Genomic DNA, 21,055 nt, shown 5'->3' on the forward strand with positions numbered 1-21,055 from the left:
CCCAATATACAGTTTTTGACAGTATGATTGGGCTTTTCTGAAGTCAGAATTTTCGATTTTGTCTTGCCTAACAGGATACGGGGCTGACAAAATTAGGGCGTGCGAGTCCAGTAGGATGACCGACCAAGGAGTGGAATACCGATATAGCCCCTGATTTGAAGCGTACCATCCTGGAGTTTCATCAGGCAGCTATACGTTCGACCACTTTTCGGATCATAAAGACTTCCTCCTTCCCATTGATCATCCTGATACTGGAAACCCAGTAGAATATCAATTGAATATAAATTTCTCTGGCGAAGATTAGAATCCGGGTTTTTGACGTCCTGGGGGTAAGATTTTCCATCACGTTGTAATAAATCTTTCGCATATATCAGTTTGCCAAAATACCGGTCGTCACGCTTATATATTTCAACGGCTTCGTTTTTATCTTCGTTTATCCATTCACCTATAATTTTGTCAGCTCGGTTGTTTTGACCGAATCCGGGAAAAGAAAGAAAAAGTAGAACAACAAATAATGCAAAAGATTTTGAAACGGTCATGCCATTCATCTAAGGTGTAGGAATGTTTGATTAGTACTATTTTTTATAATGTACAAAAATAGTACTAAAAAAATTAAACTATCAAGAATTTCGATTTCTTTATCGGTATTCGTCTGTATATTTCAATTTAAAGAGCATTTACACTCCATATAATAGGCTTATTTAGCTTAGCAGGTATTGTAAGATCTGCTTATCGTATTGAAAAAGTTAAACAATTATTATTCCAGTAATAAGTTACTTACATCGGTATGGAATGGGAAAAATAATATAACTGTGTTCGGTTTTAGTGAATCAGAACTTTATTGGGCTGAGCTTATATTATCAGACAGAAGTGCTTCCACCAAGATTATTTCCTTTATACATGGTTAATCCATGTTCCAAGTAGAGTTTTAGCCTAACCACAAAATAAGACCAGATACGCATCTGCTTGTTATACTGGGCCATTCCATCGGGGCTGGAATCCCATTCTTTTTCTATAATAATTATCTTTGAAAGATTTGAAGAGATTTCGGTCACAGAAATACTTACATCAGTAGTGATACCTGTAAAATTCCAGGTAAACGTCAGTACTTCGTCAGTCTTAGGAAGGGGAGGATGAAGGTGCAATTTTACCTTTTTATGCTTGTTTTTTGTCCATAGATAGCCGTACGATGTGGCTTTCAAATCATTATCATATGCCTTAAAATAAGCAATTAAGCGCTCTGGCACTACCAACGTTTCTTGAATAATCTGGCGTGGTTTATAAATGTATAGTTCCGTTATCGCTTTAAGTCTCATATTCTTATTAATAAGAGTGACTATCGTTTCAGGTTGGAGAAATATGGAGGGACCAGGTCATCAAGGTAGTTAATATAGTTACAAATAACGAAGGGCTCCCCTTGAAATTTTGTTTTAATCACTTTCAGTATCAAACTGATTCAGCTTTTCATAGCTTTGCAGGTACAAAAATGAACTTAATGCGTATTATATGAGGCTACATAGAAGTCTGGCAGAGGCCGTGATAGGTGGAATGATAGAGATATTTCAGCATAATCGACAAGCTGATAAGGTGGTTGATATGTTATTAAAGTCTAATAAAAAATGGGGGAAAAGAGATCGGTCCTTTATAGCCGAACATCTTTATGAGATGGTGAGATGGTGGCAGCTAGTTCGATATACTGCCGAGATTGAGGAGCCCGAGAGTCGGGAAGATTACTGGAGGATTTTACAGGCCTGGTTAACTATAAAAGCCGATCATTTGGGCACATCTTCCATAACGGATATACCAGACTGGCCCGAGTTTAACCTAAGTCTGTCAGGTTTGTTTGAACTGAGATACCAAAAGGCAAAAGGGATCAGAGGAGTTATTCACTCTATTCCTGATTGGCTTGACAAGGTAGGAGTGTCCGAATTAGAGGAAAAGTGGGTAACCCAGCTTCAAGCACAAAACAGACAGGCACCACTTTATTTACGTGTGAACAGCTTAAAAACTACGCCTGACAAGGTTATAGCTATATTTGGAGCCGAACAGGCGATCCAGGTTGAGGAGGTTCCCTCTGCCATCAGACTGTTAAAAAGAGAGCAGGTGGCCAATAGAGACAGTTTCAAAATGGGGTATTTTGAAGTACAGGATGTGGGATCTCAGAAAATTGCCCCTTTCTTAAATCCTCAGCCTGGTGAATTGGTTGTAGACGCCTGTGCAGGGGGAGGTGGTAAGACCTTGCATATAGCAGCACTTATGAAGAATCAGGGGAATATTATTGCTATGGATACTGAACCTGCCAAGCTGTTTGAGTTGCAGCGTAGAGCGAAAAGAGCGGGAGTGGAAATAATTAAAACAAGATCTTTAGATGAAATTAATAGCTTGCATGGTCGCGTAGATCGATTATTACTGGATGTTCCTTGCTCGGGTTTAGGGGTTTTACGCCGTCATCCGGATAGTAAATGGAAGCTAACACCAGCGTTCCTCCAGCAGATTAAAAAGACTCAAAGAGTTATTTTACGGGATTATTCCGAAATGGTAAAAGTAGGAGGAACAATGGTTTACGCCACCTGTAGTATTCTCCCTTCCGAATCTGAAGAACAGATTCAGGGATTCCTGGCGGATACTGCTGAAAAATGGCTCTTGGTTTCCGAAAGCAGAACAAATCCAGCGACAGAGGATTGCGATGGATTCTATATGGCAGCACTTGTTAGACAAAGTTAAATTTACTTTTGTTTAATACTGAGCTATTTGGTGTTTACATTTGTTTTTATAGTGTAATTAATAAATGTAAATTCAAAACATTATGATCACTAATCTTTACAATGCAGAATAATAAATTAAATGAATGTTAAATTAATATCTTCAGAGCTATCGATCCCAACAACCCAGATCGAGCAGACCATTCGAATGATTGAAGAGGGGGCTACCGTGCCTTTTATGGCACGGTATCGCAAGGAGGCCACCGGAGGGTTGGATGAAGTACAGATTGGGGCCATAAAAGATGCCTATCAGAGGCAAATTGAGGTTATAAAGCGTCGTGAAGCAATTTTGAAAGCCATTCAGGAACAAGATAAACTCACACCTGAACTACGGTTGAAATTAGAACAATCCTGGTCTTTAACCGATCTGGAGGACTTGTATCTACCATTCAAACAAAAACGCAAAACGAGAGCGATTCTGGCCATTGAAAAAGGACTTCAACCCCTGGCGCAAACTATCTTTGAAGGGAGGTTACATAACAAAATTCAAGAGGCAAAGACGTATTTGAAGAAGGACGTCACGGACGTTGACTCGGCCTTACAAGGCGCAAGAGATATTATTGCAGAATGGATTAACGAAAATCAGGATGCGAGAACCAGAATTCGTAATCTCTTTAATAAAGAGGCCGTTATTTCTTCTAAGGTCAAGAAGAATAAGGAGGAAGATGGAGTGAAATATAGAGATTACTTCGCCTTCTCTGAGACCTTATCTAAAATTCCTTCACACAGACTACTAGCCATTCGTCGCGGCCAGGAAGAAGGAATTTTATCAGTATCAATCGCCCCTGATGAAGACAAAGCCCTTGAACAGCTCGACCGGCTATTTGTAAAGGGCACGGAGTCATCCAAAGACGAATTAATTCTGGCCGTCTCTGATAGTTATAAACGACTGCTGCGGCCTAGTATGGAGACAGAATTCTCGAATTTCTCTAAGGAAAAGGCTGATATCAGTGCAATTCAAATTTTTTCCGATAATCTGCGCCAACTCCTATTAGCTTCTCCTTTGGGTCAGAAAACAGTAATTGCCATTGATCCGGGGTATAGAACTGGCTGTAAAGTGGTTGTACTGGATCCTCAGGGTACCTTATTGTCCGATACGGTCATATATCCTTTCGACCGTAGTAAAGAAGCCGCTGCTGTAATTACAGATTTGCTCCAGGTATATAAGGCAGAGGCCGTAGCAGTGGGTAATGGAACCGCGGGTAGGGAAACAGAAGATTTTGTGTTAAAAGTTCTGCAGCAACTTGGCAAAACAGACGAAATAGGACTGTTTATGGTAAGTGAACAGGGAGCCTCCATCTATTCTGCTTCAGATGTTGCTCGTGAAGAATTTCCCGACAAAGACGTTACCGTTAGAGGGTCGATTTCTATTGGACGTCGGCTAATGGATCCTTTGGCAGAACTTGTAAAAATAGATCCGAAATCTATTGGTGTAGGGCAGTATCAACATGACGTAGATCCATCCGCTCTAAAGTCAGCCCTGGACACTGTAGTGGAAAGTTGTGTAAACTCGGTGGGGGTCAATTTGAATACGGCCAGTAAGCACCTATTACGCTATGTTTCCGGACTAGGGCCTGCCTTGGCTCAAAATATTGTAGATTACCGGCAGGCTAATGGTGCCTTTCAAAGTCGACAACAGTTACTTAAGGTAGCACGACTGGGGAATAAAGCCTTCGAACAAGCCGCTGGATTCCTTAGAATAGATCAGGCTAAAAATCCCTTAGATGCTAGTGCGGTTCATCCAGAAAGATACGGAATCGTTCAGAAAATGGCTGAAGATTTACAGACGACCGTTGCTGAACTGATGCATAACAGTGAAAAGAGAAGGCAAATACAGCTTCAACGATATGTATCGGAGGATGTAGGGTTACCAACTTTGCAGGATATTTTGAAGGAATTAGAAAAACCCTCCAGAGATCCCAGGAAACCTGTTCAAAAGTTTTCATTCGATCAATCGGTACGTAAGCCAGAGGATTTAAGGGAAGGAATGGTACTGCCCGGTATTATTACCAATATCACTGCGTTTGGCGCCTTTGTTGATATTGGTGTTAAACAAGATGGACTGGTGCATGTCTCACAGTTAGCCGATAAATTCGTGAAAGATCCCAATGAGGTGGTTAGACTTCAGCAAGTCGTTCAGGTAAAGGTTACGGAGGTTGACCTAAATAGAAAGCGTATTGCGCTCAGTATGAAAGGTATGTAAAGTAATATCATTGGGGAATACATATTTCCCAATGATATTTAGAAAATATTATAGAGATTTATCGAACATCGCCTGGCTGCTACTTGTTGGGCTGTATAAAGCCTCTTATATTTTTATGAAAGAATTATATTTTAAACAGCAGCTACCGATAGATCTGGCTCAGGCATGGGAGTTCTTTTCAAGTCCTCTGAATCTTAAGGAAATTACCCCAGCCTATATGGATTTTACTGTACTCAGCCGTCATCAGGGCAGTAAAATGTATCCTGGGCAAATCATTAATTATACGGTTAAGCCAATTCTAGGTATCCCCCTACAATGGACTACCGAAATCACGCAGGTAGTCGAGCAGCAATATTTCATTGATGAGCAAAGGTTCGGGCCCTATGCCTTTTGGCATCATCAGCATCGATTTACTCCCATACCAGGTGGAACTTTAATGGAGGATTTGCTCCATTACAAAATTCCGTTTGGCCCCATTGGAGCGCTGGTAGACCGTCTTTATATCCATCAACAGGTCCAGGATATATTTGCCTATCGAACCAAGGTACTCACAGAGCGGTTTGGAATTCTGTAGCCTAGAAATTGTACTGTACCCTGCAGGTAAAGACATTGTCGGAAAGGTCTTGGGCGTATCCTTGTAAAGCCGTAGATTCATTTCGGACCATATCATAATAAAATATAAACTTCAGGGTTCTATTGGCCCGATGGAGGTAGCCAAGGCCAAAGGTATCGTATCGGATATCTGCCGCAGAAAATCCTCGTTCAGCAGTAATATCTGCCCCTTTTACCTTGCGATTGGGGTCGTACCAGTCATATTTGAAAATCAACTGATGGTCGTCATTGCCTAGATTCTGGATCAAATAAAAGTAGGCTCCATTGAAATTACGAATGTATAATGGGGCCTTTATGTTATTGATCATGGGATATTCTCCGGGAGATTCACTACTATTTTGAGTACCCGTCTGCTTTCCGAACATATATTCTGCACGAAGTTCTGTAGTATAAGGCTCAGGATTAACTTTAAGCTGTAGGTCCGCACCTAAGTATTCTCTAGGAGATATTTTATTGATGTTCTTCGCCGATGAGTCTCTGATTGCCTGAAAATGATTTGAGCTATGTTGGGTACGGTATATTTCAGTTCCCTGGCTGGTTATACCGCCAAGGTATCCGGAGATTCCTGCTGAAAGGATGATTTCATTCTTATCTTGAAGCGTAGTAGGTTTTAGGCTTATTCTTCCGATCACGTCTTTATGACTGTCATAATCTACTGGCCCTGCCAAGCCCTGACCATTAAATACACCAAGATCTAATTTTAACCTACTAAGCCCAGTGGTGGAGGTCCGGCTGCTGACCGTTAGCATGGCACCAATGTCCCGTTCGGTTTTCATTAATATCTGAGACATTCGTCCGCGTTCCGGGGATTCCCTATTGGAAGACGATAAATTTATCTCATGTCCAAATGGTCGGGCAAATACCCCGGTAGTAAGTGCAAAAAGTTTAAATCTATTCTCGTAAAATCTTCCCCAAAAATCTCGGATAGCCACTCCTCTTTCCGAACCATCGAATTGGAATACAAAATAGGAGGTTGGCTGGCCCTTCTTATTCATATGGGCATAGTCGACCCTTAGACGTCCCCGACGAATCATAAAACGATTATTCGCGTTGTCAGCAAAATTGGGTCCTACATAAGTTTCTGCTCCCTTTGCCGACGTAAACTGAAATTGTGGCTGTATATATCCGCTCAACTTAACCCTATTATATCGTTCGTATATTCCCAGCATACCCTTGCCCATCTGGTTGGTCGTATCCACCATATCCATCAAAAAACGCTGGGCTCTGGACTGAGATGGTAGGAAAAAAAGGAAGAAAATCGCCGTAGCGGTTAACTTGATTTTCATTATAGGCTAAAATTATTTGATTGATGTCTGGCTTTAATTTGTTTAACTGCACCTTAAAAGGGGAGCAGTCAAAATTTATGCAAAGAACAGGATAGTCTTTAACATGCGGAAGGAAATGCTTCAATAATTATTAACTCTTCTGAAGCAAATGGTATTAATTGAACTTTTAATTTATATAATAAGTATAAAAAGTAACATACTTATATTGCCCATTGTCCTCATTTAGAGATCGATGGAAGCATAGCTTTAGATGAAACTGGTGATATATCTTTTTAAAAGTAGTATACTATACATACGTTATAAAAGTATTGTAAGAATCGTTAGTATGATACTATTTCATTATAGTCAACCCTCCTTTTATATTTTGATTACTATAGCGCAATAAGTAGTGGTAGAATCCTGCCGAAATATCAGTGGGGCACCAATTGTCTTTTGAACCGGTGTAATGTACTTTCTTGCCCCACCTATTGTATACCGTAAAGTCTATAAAAAATTGGTTGCAGTGATCTGCCGGTAGGTCGTCTAAAATGAGGCAATCATTTTTTCCATCACCGTTGGTAGTAATCACATTGGGTAGCTCAGGAATCTTTTGAGCTGGTACATCTTCTACGTTTATGAGCATAGAGACGGTATCGGTCTCAGCTTTGCAGGCCTGGTCAGTGATGATGAAATCGATGAGAAATGGCCGAGAGGCTTCGCCCTGTAACACGCGGCAGTCGGGCTTCCATAGAAAGGTGGAGCTCAGGTCAAATTGCCCTCGCTTGGAATCAAATTGCATGCCCATTTCATTCATATCGAAGTCCCGGCCCCGAGCAGTTAGTATGATAAGACTGGTATCTATATCATTCCCGGTTACCTGGAAAGAAATAGGCGTGGGTTCATCGATCCGAAATAGGATGGAATCGTAAGGGTGATTATGCGTTATAGATGGAGGATGATTCTCATTACGGGCAATTAGAAAGTAGATGGTTTTGATTTTTTTTAGTCCGTTATCCAAGCAACGCTGGTCTTCTCCTAAAAAATCGACGGCTATTACTTCCCCTTCTTTAGCGTCGCAGGGAGGGGTCCATGAAAATTTTTGCTGCACTTTACCCTTGCCTGAAACTGGTAAGAATACCATGCCATAATCGGTTAACGCAAATGATCTTCCTGAAGCGGAAAGAGCCAATTGATCCAGATCTATATCATTACAGAAAACATCGAAGCTGGTATTTTTACCTGCCGCTACGGTAATAGTGTCTGAGGGCAAAGCCGTGGACAATTCAGGTGGATTATTACCTGTTTCTGTCCTTTGTATTAGTAGACTCAGCGTATCCCTAAGAGGTAAAGGGCAGGTATTGTCCTCAGCAATTAGCTCCAGTCGCATTGGACGGTTATCATAGGAAACAAAACAGTCATCCAGACATACGTCGAAACGAAGGGTGTCCTTACCCGTATGGGTATTAAACTGAGCGGGAAGCAGATTAAAATATTTATTTCCTGTATTGAGCGCTAGCCCACTTATTTTTAAGCTTTGATTGGGAGTTGGGTCGATTACGGCGACTTCAAAGCAATTGGGATCTCCTTTATTTATCTTGATTATCTGTGAATGGTCTGTATACTGGTCGCTCCCCTTGGGCTTAAACAAAAGTATAGGAGGGTCCTGTCTGGGGCAATCAACTACCTTTAACTGAAAATCTCGGGTTACTGTCCCGATTTTCTCTCCCTTACGATACTCGTCGATACGTACTGCGAAGACATAAAGGCCTATATGAGAGGCGGTAACAGAGAGTAGTCCCGTTTTTGAATTTACTCGTAAAGGACTGGGCCCCGGAATGATATTCTGCTCATCAATACCATCGGCCCATGTCAGTAATGGATAATTAGAAGCGCCTAGCCCGGGTGCGCCGGGGTTACTCCTACTGCTAAATCCCTGTCGAGGGGTAATCAAGGTATAGGTAAGGCTGTCACCATCGGCATCAGTACCTCCAAAGTCGAAGGTGAATGGGGCATTAACACAGGCATAGTCCCCTTTGATTTCACTGAATGAGGGCGACGAATTGACAAAGGCGGTTCCGTTTCTGGAGACCGGAGGAATTTCCAGATAAAATAGGCTGCCGGCTTCTCCAGGATTCTTGATATTGGTGATGGAGTTATTTCTGCAACAGCGATCCCAAATCATGTAATAGCCTTCGGGATCGGAAAATGCGGTTACCTCAAGCCTTACATCGAGGGCATAGGTAATCATGAAAGTTTGTAAAGTTGAAATTCCACACAAGGGATTAGCGTAGGTGATAGATTTTCGGCTTAATTTTGGAACCGGAATTTGGGCAATGGCTCGATTATCTCTTTTTCGGAAGATATAAAGGGTGACATACTCATCTTCCGCACCCGCATCTCCATTCAATGCGTCGAAATACATGGTAAGACCCAAGTTATAATTATAAGGGGCCGTTGGACTTGCGTTGAAAAAAAGATGCCCGCCCACAATATGAGTGGCTTGCGCATGGACAAAGGCTAATAAGAAAAATAGTGTAAACTTTATTTTCATCATCGCACGGGTTCGGGAAGTTTTATGAAATATAACAAAAGCTAAGAATAAAAGTAGAAATATGACTAAGAATCAAAGATATGAATCCGTTGAAATTACTGATTTTGCCGCTGAAGGAAAGTGTATTTACAAATCGGACGAAGGGGTAGTATTTGTAGAAGGGGATGTTGCCCCCGGCGATATTGTAGATCTGGAGGTGGTAAAAACCAAAAAAAAATTAAAGGAAGCCAAAGTCACCAAAATTCATAGTCGGTCAACCATGCGTCAGCAACCCTATTGCCAGCATTTTGGAGTTTGTGGGGGCTGTAAATGGCAGCATATAGGCTATGAGCATCAACTTAGTTTTAAAAGACAGCAGGTCCAGGATCATTTTCAAAGAATAGGACATATTAAGAATGTAGAGATTAATCCGATTGTAGGATCTGAGGAAACGCGGTATTATCGGAATAAACTTGAGTTTACATTTTCCAACTGGCGGTGGGTTACCAAGGAACAGATTGACTCAGGGGAGCCATTTAATAGAAATGCCTTGGGATTTCATGTGCCCAAACGCTTTGACAAAATTTTTACTGTAGAACATTGTCATTTGCAGCCCGATCCTTCTAATGCTATTCGCAACTCCCTTCATAATTTTGGACAGCGGGAAGGTATTATTTATTATGATGTACGGTTTAATAAGGGAGTACTCCGAAATATTGTTATTCGTACAGCTAATACGGGCGACGTCATGGTCATTGTGCAGTTCGGAGAGGATCATCCTGAACATATAGAAAAAGTGATGAAATTCTTGAATGAAAACCATCCCGAAATTTCTTCATTGCATTATATCATTAACTTGAAAGGAAACGATTCATATCAGGATCAGGAGGTCATTCATTATGCGGGTACAGAAAAGATTAGAGAGACTATGGAAGACCTTACTTTCTATGTAGGTCCTAAATCTTTTTATCAGACTAATTCGGATCAGGCCTATGAACTGTTTAAAATTACCAGAGAATATGCAGGTCTTACTGGCAATGAACTGGTCTATGATTTATATACAGGAACAGGAACTATAGCGAATTTTGTTGCCCGACAAGCCAAAAAGGTGATAGGCGTGGAATATGTGGAGGCTGCTGTGGCAGATGCTCGTATAAATTCAGAGATGAATGGAATTACGAACACAGAATTTTATGCAGGAGATATGCGTCATGTACTCAATGATGCATTTTTAAAGAAACATGGTCGTCCCGATGTAATCATAACGGATCCTCCGCGTGCAGGCATGGATGTGCCTGTGATAGAAACCATTTTGCGTGCTGCTCCCGATCGGGTGGTATATGTAAGTTGTAATTCAGCTACCCAAGCCAGAGATTTAGCCCTAATGTCAGAATACTATGAAGTAGTAAGGGTTCAGCCGGTGGATATGTTTCCCAACACACATCATGTAGAAAATATAGCCTTGTTAAAACGCAGGTAGTATATCGTTAAAAAGAAACTAGAGCGGATGGTCGAAATATCCGCTCTAGTTTCTTTTAACAGTAAATCCCATAGTGGTTAAAATGGTGGCTCTTCAGAGGGGCCTTTATAATCGAAACTACTCAGATCATTTGCCCGGCTCCGTAGGGTTCCCCCTGACGATACAGGTGCAGTATTGCTCTCGAAGGAAGCAATAGGATTGCCGGTAGAAGGTAGAGGCCTATCGGTGGCAAATGGGGCAGGGGCGAACTGACTATCCAAATCCGTAAATTTGGTGTATTTGCCAATAAATCGTAGTTGAATTGTATCCAAGGAACCGGCCCTGTTTTTGGCGAGTATAACTTCTCCTATTCCAGCAACGGAATTTCCAGCTTCGTCTTCGGTAATGCCATAGTATTCGGGACGGTACAGGAAGATAACCATATCGGCATCTTGCTCAATAGACCCCGATTCCCTTAGGTCGGATAGCTGAGGACGTTTTTCTCCTCCTCGGGTTTCAACAGCACGGCTTAGCTGAGACAGGGCAATTACAGGAACATCAAGTTCCTTGGCTAGGTTTTTAAGAGATCTGGAAATCATCGCGATCTCCTGTTCCCGGTTGCCAGCCCCTTTACCACCCGTGTCACCAGTCATAAGCTGAAGGTAGTCAATTACGATCATTTGAATATCGTGCTGAGCCTTAAGCCTTCTACATTTGGCTCGAAGCTCAAGTATGGACAAGGCCGGGGTATCATCGATGAATATAGGTGCATTGGTGAGGCGATGTATCCGGTGATGTAGCTGTTCCCATTCATGAGGAGCCAAACTTCCTTTTCTTATTTTTTCACTGTCAATTTCGGCTTCCGCCGATATGAGCCGGTTGACCAATTGCACGGAGGACATCTCCAGAGAAAATATGGCAACAGGCATGTTGAAGTCCACCGCGGCATTTCGCAACGAAGATACTACAAAGGCCGTCTTCCCCATACCCGGCCGCGCCGCCAGGATCATTAGTTCAGTCTTTTGCCAACCCGAGGTGAGTCTGTCCAGTGCGCTAAATCCTGAAGGAACGCCGGTTAGCCCATCCTTATTATTCTTTTTCTCATCTAGTTCCGCCAAGGCTTGCCGCATTAAGGCGCCCATGTCGGCATAATTCTTTTTGATATTCATTTCAGAAATCTGGAATAACGCCTGCTCGGTTTTATCCAGGAGGTTAAAGACGTCAGTAGTGTCTTCAAAGGCTTCTTTCTGTATTTCTGAACTGATTTTTATTAGTTCTCTTTTTATAGAGGCTTGCGAGATAATCCGTGCATGAAACTCGATATTTGCTGCCGAATTAACCCTCGAAGTGAGCTCCATAATATAGGCAGCTCCTCCCACCATTTCAAGCTCAGCCGTGCTACGTAGTTTGGCCGTTACAGTCAGCATATCGATAGGCTCCGAATCGGCGAAGAGGGTAATAATAGCCTTGTAAATACGCTGATGGGATTCCTTATAAAAGCTCTCTGGTCTGAGAATATCTGCTACGGCGGTAAGCGCATCCTTCTCAATCATTAACGCTCCCAGAACTGCCTCTTCCAGGTCAGGTGCTTGAGGAGGTAACTTACTGAAGGACTGGTCGATGCCCGCAGGACGACCGGCTACAGTTCTGCGGGCCGAGGACGGTCGGCCAGCTGTTTTATTAAAATTGGTGTTCGAGTTTTGCTTATCCATGGTTACTGCAAAATTAGTCATTGGACAGCACTATGAAAAGTATCTAGTCCCTTGAAGGCAAATCTTTATTTGATATGGACCTTCCCATCCTGTAAATGAAATAGTTGACTTCTACATTTTCTATTACTCCATTAGGGGATGACAAGATTTTCTAGATAAATGGCATGTTTTTTACCAATTGTTGGTTATTATTACTAAAAAATAAAATATCTCGTAACACTAAATAAAAGATCGCTTGCTCGAAAAAATTATTACGCTTGAAGACGTATCAATGGTCGATTTCCTGGGCATCCACAACTCGAACATTAAAGAGGTAGCAGCTGCCTTTCCTAAAAGCAAGATTATATCTCGTGGAAATGAAATAAAAATTCAAGGGACTGCTCCGGAGATTATGAAAATTTCTGAATTACTCGATTCTTTAATGCTTCATTATCAGAAATATGGCAAAATAACCAATGATCAAGTTAAAGGACTTCTGAATGTTCAGGACAGACCTCATGTAAAGTCGGCGGATGAGGATGATGATGAGGTCATACTTTATGGAAATAAAGGATTGACGATTAAAGCCAAAACGGATAATCAGAAAAAGCTGGTTGAAGCGGCGGGTAAATTTGACCTCGTTTTTGCGGTTGGCCCTGCCGGAACGGGTAAGACCTACACGGCTGTAGCCTTAGCGGTGAAAGCATTAAAAAATAAGGAAGTTAGAAAGATAATTATTACTCGACCGGCTGTAGAAGCGGGAGAAAATTTGGGTTTTTTACCAGGCGATCTGAAAGAAAAAATAGATCCCTATTTAAGGCCTATTTACGATGCGCTAGACGATATGGTCGCTCCGGAAAAGCTGAAACTTTTCTTGGAAAGTCGAGTAATTGAAATAGCGCCTTTAGCTTATATGAGAGGACGTACACTGAATAATGCCTTTATTATCCTTGACGAAGCTCAGAACACTACACCCATGCAAATGAAGATGTTTCTGACCAGGATGGGGCCAAGTAGTAAGGCCATGATAACGGGAGATATGTCTCAGATTGATCTTCCTAAAAACCTTAAATCGGGATTGGTCGACTCCATGAAGATGTTAAAAGGGATAAAGGGTATCAGTTTTGTAGAACTTGATGGTACGGATGTGGTACGCCATCGCCTGGTAAAAGATATTCTTGCGGCCTATGATAAGTTCGAAAAATAGGTTTTCTGTCATATTCTTTATGGCCTCGGTCTATATAGCCGGGGCCTATGCTCAGCCCATGCAGGAATTGCTGAATCGATGTGCAACGTCGGATCGGGATTCTATTAAATTTCAACAAAACCCCGCACTTCTGCAAAATCGGCAGGAGGGAGAAAAGTTGATCAGTAGTTACCTAGATATGTCTTCCAGGGCCTCTCTACGGACCGGGGCCATTTCAGAAGTAATTATACCCGTAGTGGTGCATGTTGTACATCAGTCCACAAATATAAATGCTACATCACGGGCGGAGGAGACGAATATATCAGAGGCTCAGATCCAGAGTCAGATCGATATTCTCAATGAAGATTATGGTAATCGTTCGGGCATTACCACATTTTATTCCGGGACGCACGGGGTCGATACTAAAATCCGATTTAAGCTTGTTAACATCGTAAGAATTTATTCTGCCGTAAAAGAATTTGACCCTATCTCAGACGCAGCCAAATTAGCCGCAATTGCACCTCCCAGATCTACCGAACGGTTCTTAAATATATGGGTATGTAAACTGAGTGGGAACTACCTAGGATCGGCTCAGTTTCCTGTAGTAACCAAAATTACCCAGGGTACTTTAGGATTGGAACAGCCCAGTGCAGAAGATAGTCCCGATACAGATGGGGTTATGATAGACTACAGATACTTTGGACGCAATGCAAGACCCATTACCAGTGCCTTATACAATCTGGGACGAACTACCACCCATGAGGTTGGGCATTGGTTGGGACTTATACATATTTGGGGAGATAGTGTCTGCGGAGATGATTATTGTGATGATACGCCTGCTGCTTCCGGTTCCAATCAGGTTACTGACCTAAACTGCTTACCAGTGTATTCCACTTGTTCCGGTATAAGAACCAGAAATATGACTGATAACTATATGGATTATTCTCCCGATGTTTGTATGGGACTATTTACAAATGATCAGACGGAACGAATTCATGCTGTCTTAAATCTGAGTCCCAGAAGGGCGCGATTAGTAGCAAATTCTCGCAGGTCAGAAAATAGACTAACCGTAGATATCTTGTCCAGTCCTATTTCTGATCTGTTAAGAACGGATATTTATAGTCCGGACTATGCCGACTACACCATGGATATTTTTAATAGCAGCGGAACATTAATAAAAAAAAATATCAAGAATCAGTCTAATATTGATATGTCCAATGTCGCGGCTGGAATTTATATTCTTCGCGTTCAAACCGAGGTAGAAACTGTAACAAAACGCTTCCTTATACTTTAAGCGTCTTATGATATCGCGGGCACCTTTTGTGGGGTTTGTCCTTAGCTATAGTTTGGGACTCTTGGCCGCCGAGTGGCTGCCTGCTAGTCTGCAGTCTCAATTTTATAATATATTAGCTATATTATTATGCTTTATTCTGGCGATAGCTGCCTACAGCTATCGCTTTTTGGTTTCTACCGGCTTATGTCTGTTGCTGTCAATTTTATTCCTGGGCTTACTTATTATGCAACGGGATAATTGGAACTACTATCGGGCAATAACAGATCCTCATTTTCTACAGGTAAAGTCTTATGTGGCGCTTATAGAGGGGCTTCCTCAGAAGCGCTCGAATAGCCTTCATCTACCGGCCCGAATCGTTCGAGTTAACAGTGGAGGCCACTGGCATAAAGTTAATGTGCGGCTGTTGCTTATGATCCCTCCCAGCGTAGAGAACATTCCTTCACCCGGAATGCATCTGATGGTAATAGGGGAGCCTCAAATTCCACCTGCGCCACTCAATCCTTACCAATTTGATTATCGTAGATTTTTAAGGGATAAAAGTATTTTTAGGACCGATTTTATACAAGAGGAAGATTATAAAATACTTCCTACGACCGGTGTCTGGTTACCACTCAGAGCTGCATTGTCGGTTTCGGAGGCTGCTGATGCCATATTCCGAAAGGCAATAGCGGATGACAAGGGCTATGCGTTGGTCAAGGCTATGCTTCTGGGCCGAAGGGATGATTTGCGAGGTGGGCAGGTCGATGACTTTGCGGTTTCTGGTGCGGTACATATACTCTCAGTTTCAGGTCTGCATGTAGGAATTTTATATCTGGTGTTTGCGGCATTATTGGGTTGGTTAAAAAAATGGAGGTGGGGAAAGCTTGTTTATTTAACGATTATGTTACTCATTCTGGCTTTTTATGCATTGCTCACCGGATTGCCTGACTCAGTGGTCAGAGCCACTATTATGTTTTCCGTTATTTTATTGGCCCAGACCTATCAACGTCAGTCGGTTTCAATCAATACCCTCGCCATTTCAGCCCTTATCATCCTGATATTAGAGCCTCGCGCCATTTATCATGTCGGGTTTCAACTTTCCTATGCGGCTATGACGGGCATATTCTTGCTATATAAAAGCATTAAATACCTCTGGTCTCCAAAAGCAAGATTTACCAGATTTCTATGGGAAGTTACTTGTCTATCGCTGTCGGCCCAGTTAGCTACTTTTCCATTAGCGGTTTATTACTTTCATCAATTCCCTGTTTATTTCTGGCTGGTGAATCCGTTGATTCTGATATTGGCCGAATTCCTGATTCAGAGTGCTTTGGCACTCCTTATTTTTCAGTCTATGGGCCTCGAGTGGTTAGCGAATGTGTCTGCATTCTGGTTACAATGGTCGGCTTATCTGAGCAATTTGGCTGTGACTATACCACGTCTTCTTCCTGGTCATTTATTAAGAGATCTTTATTTGGATATTATAGAAGTGTCCTTGGCTTATTTGTCACTGATATTTGTATGGGTGGCGCTTCGATCGGCCCAGCTTAAATTCTTATATTTTAGTCTTTTCTCTTTGTTGGGCTGGGCTCTTTATTCAGGGGCTATTTCCACTACTCGATATTTTTCTAAATCCGCCATCATTTTCTCTATACCTCATGCGAATGTGATCGCCTGGAAATATGGAAGAGAGCTTAGATTGAGCGTAGTTGAGGATGAGAAATTTAGAAAGGGGGCTTATTTGCCAATTGTTAAAACCTATGCTATTGCCTCAGGTGCTACCCGTCTCGTTATCATAGACGATACCTTGTCCAGACCAGAGCTAAGGAGGTTGAAAAATGGGTTGATTCTGGACTGTAACGGAGTCATACTCTACCATGGACCTATGGTATCAGATTGGAATGGAGTTAATAAGGCTTATATCACCGGCCCTCTGCCTGTTACCATGCCAGATTTGTCGCAGGAATCAACCCAGTTTATTCTTGGTGGGCTCCTGTCGCCCTATAAACAGCAGAGAATCATTCTTGAATCCAGGCCATCGCACTACTATAGCCTTAGTTCAGGTTCGCTTTACTTTTGAAAATATAACTTCTTGATTTGATTACTGATATTCCTATCCCAGCTCTCCTGTAAGGCGGCGTTGGTGCCATGACCCGTAGCATTATCATAGGCTTTCTGGTCTGTATTCATCTGACGGAATGCCTCCAGATATTGATACTGAATTTCACTATCATGATCCTCTACGGTCAATTCAGCCTCGAGCAACCTTTTTTTAAAACCTTCTGCGGCCAGTCTGGTAAGGTCAAAATGTAATTGTTCATGACGCAGCGTCCCGGCTTCCCGAGCATTCATCTTGGCCCAGGAATTGGATTTTACCATAAATACCTTTAACCCGATCTCTACTACTAACTGGTCTCCCTCTGGATATGAATGGCCCTCATAGGCGAAACTAGTAAATACAGCTGCTGCATAGCGGCTGCCTGGACGGGCATAATTTCCCTTGAAATCGGTCCATTTCAGAGGTCTGAGTGGGGAATAAAAAACGGTATCTTTTTCATCTGACCCACCCATATCTTTAAACCGAAGTACTATTTTTCGTGAAAGTGAAGGATTTCTTCCTGCATTCAAAGTCATCCATTTTTCAAAATGAGCAATAGACTGATCCAAAAGTGAGGGGAGTATCTGGGAATGAATATCCTTTGATTCTGGTCTGGTAAAATTCGCCTTGGATTCGTAGCTGGTAAGTTCCACAGGTTGCATATCCCGGTACCAGCGGAAATTTACTTTGATTCGTGCTTCGCCTATTACCTTATTGGGTGCTACCCTTTTCTCCTGAATCTGAAAGTGCTCAATAGCTATATACAGGGGGATTTGTCCTTCCTTTATTTCAGGGGCAAGTCTTTGATAATAAGCTAATAATGCGTCTTCAACTGATTTATTAAGAAGCAACTCTGTTACTTTTCCAAAATGTATTACTTGTCCGACTCTCTTACCTGGAAGATTTCGTTGATCTACCGTATTGACCACAAAAAAATTAAGATCTTTTGATGTCTTCGGTGGACTTGGCAGTGAATATGTGAGAGACTCAGGCTGGCATCGAGCAGCCTCCGATTTCATTATATAAACGAAAATGAAGATAAATTTGACCCAAAAGGGTACCTTATATTGAATGCCACCCATGCTTTCCTTAATTTCGTATTTTATTTCCGCAACCAACGATAATGACTTTACAGCCTACCGCAAGCCGTCCCGATTTTGATGATATCTTTATGGACCTTGCACAAAACCTTGCCTTACGTTCACATTGCATAAAAGCGCAGGTCGGTGCCGTCTTAACGAAAGACACCCGCATTATTTCAATAGGCTATAATGGCCCCCCAGCAGGTACACATAATTGTGACGAAGAGTTCCCGGAAGTGGGCTGCCCGCGAGATGCTAAAGGAAGCTGTTCGCTTGCCTTACATGCCGAACAGAATGCCATCCTTTTTGCAGTAAAAAATGGATCAAATATCGAAGGGTCAACACTTTTTGTAACCTTAGCGCCCTGTATTGCATGTGCCCGGGTGATCTATACCATGAAGATAAAAAAGGTGATATTTCTTCATTCTTATGCCGCTTATAAGGGCATAGCCATAGAGGAAGGAGTGGAATTCCTCAAGCGATTTGGAGTTGAAGTAGCTCAGTATGAGGCTCCCGCTGTAGGGTAGGGGGACTGGGAGAGGAGGCCGATTTCCAAAACGAAATCGGTCTCCCCGACTACTTATTCGTGATCTACACCACCTTCACCGTGAACATGGCCATGTTCCAGCTCCGATTCGGTTGCGGCTCTGATAGAGAGAACCTTACCCTGGAAGTGCATATCCTTTCCAGCAAGGGGATGGTTGAAGTTCATGACAACCACATCGTCTTTAAGTTCGACGATCTGCCCGTGCATTTTTTCACCATCTTCGTTAGTCATCGGAATAACGTTGCCTATCTGAAGCAATTCCTCCTGCTCAACATCGGGCATGTCAAAAATAGATTTGGGGAGATCTACGATCGCTTCTGGGTCGAATTCTCCATATCCTTCTTCAGCCGAAACCATAAAATCAAATTCGGCTCCTACTTCCAGACCCTCCAATTGCTCTTCAAAACCCTCAGGTAAACCACTTACTCCCTGAATAAAGTACATTGGTTCTTCTTCGGTTACAACTTCCACCAAGTCTAGTTCCCCGTCGTTATCGGGAATTTGTAGGTTATAAGATAGGGCTACAACGTTGTTTCTTTCAATTTTCATTTCCTTACCAGTTTAATTTGGTTGTAATAAGTGATCCAGCATTTGTGAATAGAACAAACGTACGGCAATTTTGTTACATTGCCAGAACTATGAACTATTTAGCGCACATATTACTCTCAGGAAATTCAGAAAATGTTATCATGGGCAATTTTGTCGGTGATTTTGTAAAGGGGAGGCTCCTGCATGAAAAATATCCGGACTGGTCCAAAGAATATCTGCTGGGGCTTCGATTGCATCGTTTTATAGATTATTATACTGATACTCATGCGGTGGTTCGGGAGGCTAAAAAACGAATTGCTTTGCGCTATGGCAGAATTTCCGGTATCATCGTGGATATATATTTTGACTATTTTCTGGCAAGTGATTTTTTGAACTTTTGCCCAATACCCTTGACGGAGTACAGCCAAAATATGTATGCCTTATTCGAACGGCGAAAGGAAATGGTTCCTAACTCCATGCAGGGCATGGTTTCGCATATGGTTCGCCAGAATTGGTTATTGAGCTATGCCACTCTGGAAGGGATCGATCTAACCTTTTCTAGGATGTCAAGACGTGCAGAATTTTTGCTGCCTATTCAAAACGCTGGCATGGAACTTCGAAATAATGAAGATATCTATAGACGGTATTTTAAGGAATTTTACCCCGAGCTAACCCTGGCCAGTAATATATTTCTCCAGAATTCGCTTCAATAGCGCCTAGGTATTATTATTTTCGCTTTTTTTTAGAATATAAATCCGCATTTCATATGGCTCAATCGCCAGATATAGTCCTTAAAGAGTTAAAGTCTAAAAAATATAAGCCCATTTACTTCTTATATGGAGATGAACCCTACTATATCGATATGGTAGCGGAAATTTTGGAGTCTAGGATTGTACCAGAATCAGAGAAGGGTTTTAATCAATTTGTACTTTATGGTAAAGATACCGACCTGGCTGGGGTGCTATCACACGCTCGACGATTTCCGTTCATGGCCGATCGCCAACTTGTTTTGGTAAAGGAATCTCAAAGGTTAGGTGGAATGGACAATAAAGACCAGCAAGCCCGGCTAACTGAGTATGCCTCTCATGCGCCAGATACGACCATCCTGGTTTTTTGTCATCATGGCACTATGGATGAACGTAAGGGCTTTGTTAAGGCTATGGCTGCCAGTGGGGTCGTAATGCAGTCGAAGAAAATGTATGATAATAAACTTCCGGATTGGGTGGCTTCTTTCTGCGTGGCTGAAGGCGTAAAAATCAGCCCTAAAGCTATTCAGATGTTAGTAGCTAATATCGGGAACGATCTAAAGCGCCTGGCCAGTGAAATTAGAAAAATCACCGTCAACCTTCGCGTGGATCAAGGAATAGATGCCGCTGCGGTTGAAGAATTTGTCGGTATAAGTAAGGATTATAATGTTTTTGAATTTCAAAAGGCCATTGGAAGTAGAGATGTATTGAAAGCTAACCAGATTGCCAGCTATTTTGCCGCCAATACAAAGGACAATCCATTGGCTCCTATGCTTACCATACTTTATAGTTTTTTCTCCAAACTCCTCTTACTGCATAGCAGCCATGACCGATCGGAACGGACCCTTGCTGCTCTTCTGGGTGTAAATCCATTTTTTGTCAAGGATTATACCCTGGCTTCACGCTATTATCCTCTTCCAAAAGTCACCCATATCATCGGTTATATCCGAGATGCTGATGCCCGCCTAAAAGGCCTGGAGGGTGGGTCGATAGGAGAGGCTGAGATTTTAAGAGAATTGGTATTTAAGATTCTACATTAAGTTAAACGGTTAGTAAGGAGACGGTTGGAGTTTCGT

17 protein-coding genes are annotated in these 21,055 nt (G+C 42.1%); 10 read left to right on the top strand and 7 right to left on the bottom strand.

The annotated features are described in order from the left end of the window. Positions 1-92 precede the first annotated feature (92 nt). Positions 93-539 carry a DUF2147 domain-containing protein gene (locus X939_RS0101905; protein ID WP_044198350.1) on the bottom strand — a complete coding sequence of 149 codons (447 nt, stop codon included), beginning with the start codon at positions 537-539 and terminating at the stop codon, positions 93-95. A 321-nt stretch (positions 540-860) separates the two neighbouring features. Next, on the bottom strand, positions 861-1,316 hold the full coding sequence (locus tag X939_RS0101910; RefSeq protein WP_025761575.1) for an SRPBCC family protein: 456 nt from the start codon (positions 1,314-1,316) through the stop codon (positions 861-863). 190 nt (positions 1,317-1,506) lie between these two features. Between X939_RS0101910 and X939_RS0101915 the strand changes: the two genes are divergently transcribed. From X939_RS0101915 to X939_RS0101925, 3 genes are all read left to right on the top strand, one after another. Next, complete coding sequence (locus X939_RS0101915) at positions 1,507-2,724, top strand: RsmB/NOP family class I SAM-dependent RNA methyltransferase (protein ID WP_025761576.1); 1,218 nt, start codon at positions 1,507-1,509, stop codon at positions 2,722-2,724. Positions 2,725-2,844: 120 nt separating this feature from the next. Further along, on the top strand, positions 2,845-4,965 hold the full coding sequence (locus X939_RS0101920) for a Tex family protein (RefSeq protein ID WP_025761577.1): 2,121 nt from the start codon (positions 2,845-2,847) through the stop codon (positions 4,963-4,965). A 115-nt stretch (positions 4,966-5,080) separates the two neighbouring features. Continuing rightward, positions 5,081-5,539 (top strand): SRPBCC family protein, encoded by a 459-nt coding sequence (locus X939_RS0101925; protein WP_025761579.1) that lies wholly within the window; start codon positions 5,081-5,083, stop codon positions 5,537-5,539. 1 nt (position 5,540) lies between these two features. Here X939_RS0101925 and X939_RS0101930 read toward each other — a convergent pair whose 3' ends face one another. Both X939_RS0101930 and X939_RS0101935 read right to left on the bottom strand, forming a co-directional pair. Beyond that, positions 5,541-6,863, bottom strand: coding sequence for a putative porin (locus tag X939_RS0101930; RefSeq protein ID WP_229235925.1), 1,323 nt, complete (start codon positions 6,861-6,863; stop codon positions 5,541-5,543). A 331-nt stretch (positions 6,864-7,194) separates the two neighbouring features. Then, positions 7,195-9,396, bottom strand: coding sequence for a T9SS type B sorting domain-containing protein (locus tag X939_RS0101935; protein ID WP_229235933.1), 2,202 nt, complete (start codon positions 9,394-9,396; stop codon positions 7,195-7,197). A 58-nt stretch (positions 9,397-9,454) separates the two neighbouring features. On the opposite strand from X939_RS0101935, the gene rlmD reads away from it, so the two are divergent. Beyond that, on the top strand, positions 9,455-10,852 hold the full coding sequence (gene rlmD / locus X939_RS0101940; protein ID WP_025761582.1) for a 23S rRNA (uracil(1939)-C(5))-methyltransferase RlmD: 1,398 nt from the start codon (positions 9,455-9,457) through the stop codon (positions 10,850-10,852). A 77-nt stretch (positions 10,853-10,929) separates the two neighbouring features. Here rlmD and dnaB read toward each other — a convergent pair whose 3' ends face one another. Continuing rightward, entirely contained in the window at positions 10,930-12,543 is a 1,614-nt protein-coding gene (dnaB, locus tag X939_RS0101945; RefSeq protein ID WP_025761584.1) for a replicative DNA helicase, read from the bottom strand. Between the two features lie 235 nt (positions 12,544-12,778). Between dnaB and X939_RS0101950 the strand changes: the two genes are divergently transcribed. The 3 genes from X939_RS0101950 to X939_RS0101960 are packed head-to-tail and all read left to right on the top strand — an operon-like array spanning position 12,779 to position 17,058. After that, complete coding sequence (locus X939_RS0101950) at positions 12,779-13,729, top strand: PhoH family protein (protein WP_025761585.1); 951 nt, start codon at positions 12,779-12,781, stop codon at positions 13,727-13,729. After that, entirely contained in the window at positions 13,710-15,002 is a 1,293-nt protein-coding gene (locus X939_RS0101955) for a M43 family zinc metalloprotease (RefSeq protein WP_025761586.1), read from the top strand. Before X939_RS0101950 ends, X939_RS0101955 begins: the two co-directional genes overlap by 20 nt. Before the next feature lie 7 nt (positions 15,003-15,009). Then, the gene (locus X939_RS0101960) at positions 15,010-17,058 is read left to right on the top strand and encodes a ComEC/Rec2 family competence protein (RefSeq protein WP_025761588.1); all 2,049 of its coding nucleotides are present in this window, start codon (positions 15,010-15,012) and stop codon (positions 17,056-17,058) included. On the opposite strand, the gene X939_RS0101965 is transcribed toward X939_RS0101960, so the two are convergent. Beyond that, complete coding sequence (locus X939_RS0101965) at positions 17,049-18,095, bottom strand: DUF922 domain-containing protein (protein ID WP_157493012.1); 1,047 nt, start codon at positions 18,093-18,095, stop codon at positions 17,049-17,051. The genes X939_RS0101960 and X939_RS0101965 overlap by 10 nt on opposite strands. Positions 18,096-18,199: 104 nt before the next feature. Here X939_RS0101965 and X939_RS0101970 point away from each other — a divergent pair, with 104 nt between their 5' ends. Continuing rightward, a complete protein-coding gene (locus X939_RS0101970) occupies positions 18,200-18,685 on the top strand; it encodes a deoxycytidylate deaminase (protein ID WP_025761591.1) in 486 nt (161 codons plus the stop codon). A 53-nt stretch (positions 18,686-18,738) separates the two neighbouring features. Here X939_RS0101970 and X939_RS0101975 read toward each other — a convergent pair whose 3' ends face one another. Beyond that, positions 18,739-19,254, bottom strand: coding sequence for an FKBP-type peptidyl-prolyl cis-trans isomerase (locus tag X939_RS0101975; RefSeq protein WP_025761592.1), 516 nt, complete (start codon positions 19,252-19,254; stop codon positions 18,739-18,741). 89 nt (positions 19,255-19,343) lie between these two features. Here X939_RS0101975 and X939_RS0101980 point away from each other — a divergent pair, with 89 nt between their 5' ends. Both X939_RS0101980 and holA read left to right on the top strand, forming a co-directional pair. After that, complete coding sequence (locus X939_RS0101980; protein WP_025761593.1) at positions 19,344-19,946, top strand: acyl carrier protein phosphodiesterase; 603 nt, start codon at positions 19,344-19,346, stop codon at positions 19,944-19,946. A 53-nt stretch (positions 19,947-19,999) separates the two neighbouring features. Beyond that, on the top strand, positions 20,000-21,019 hold the full coding sequence (gene holA, locus X939_RS0101985) for a DNA polymerase III subunit delta (protein ID WP_025761595.1): 1,020 nt from the start codon (positions 20,000-20,002) through the stop codon (positions 21,017-21,019). The last annotated feature ends 36 nt before the right edge of the window (positions 21,020-21,055 follow it).

The sequence above is a fragment of the Dyadobacter tibetensis Y620-1 genome, assembly GCF_000566685.1.
GTDB lineage: Bacteria > Bacteroidota > Bacteroidia > Cytophagales > Spirosomataceae > Dyadobacter > Dyadobacter tibetensis.